Source organism: Neoluteolibacter marinus, assembly GCF_014904755.1.
Classification (GTDB): Bacteria; Verrucomicrobiota; Verrucomicrobiia; order Verrucomicrobiales; family Akkermansiaceae; genus Haloferula; species Haloferula marina.
Window position 1 is genome coordinate 1 of the sequence record NZ_JACZFQ010000171.1, and the last position, 600, is coordinate 600.

Consider the following 600-nt stretch of genomic DNA (forward strand, 5'->3'; position numbering starts at 1 on the left):
CGCGCCCGGGCAGACTGGAGTCCAATCCGAGGCTGCGTGCTGAGGTCGTGGCCGGGCTGAGTCATCGCTGGTCACCGGTTCAGATCTCGGCCCGGTTGAAGCAGGACTTTCCCGGTCAGGAGGAGATGCAGGTGTCGCACGAGACGATCTATCAGGCGCTCTACGTCCAGGGAAAGACCGGGCTGCGGCACGAGCTGGCGGTCGTGAAGGCCCTGCGTTCCGGGCGCACGACCCGCTACGTGCTGCTGGGGCGGCTGCCCGGGGTGCGAGACAGCACGACGGTGATCGAGGTTCTGCAGCGAATGATCCAGGCCCTGCCGGCCATGTTGCTGCGCACGATCACCTGGGATCAGGGCACGGAGATGGCCCAGCACGCCCGCTTCACGATGGCCACCGACTGCAAGGTGTTCTTCTGTGATCCGCATTCGCCCTGGCAGCGGGGCACGAACGAGAACACGAACGGGCTGATCCGGGACTTCTATCCCAAGCGCACGAACTTCAACGAGATCACGGATGAGGATCTCGCCGAGACACAGGACGTGCTCAATGGGCGGCCTCGTCAGACCCTGGGGTGGGCGACACCGCATGAGAAGCTGACCG

At 65.0% G+C, this 600-nt stretch carries 1 protein-coding gene; it reads left to right on the forward strand.

Features of this window, described 5'->3' with window-relative positions; translation table 11 throughout:
• The coding region (locus tag IG178_RS24355) for an IS30 family transposase (protein ID WP_193215193.1) at positions 1 to 600 on the forward strand (600 nt) is incomplete at both ends.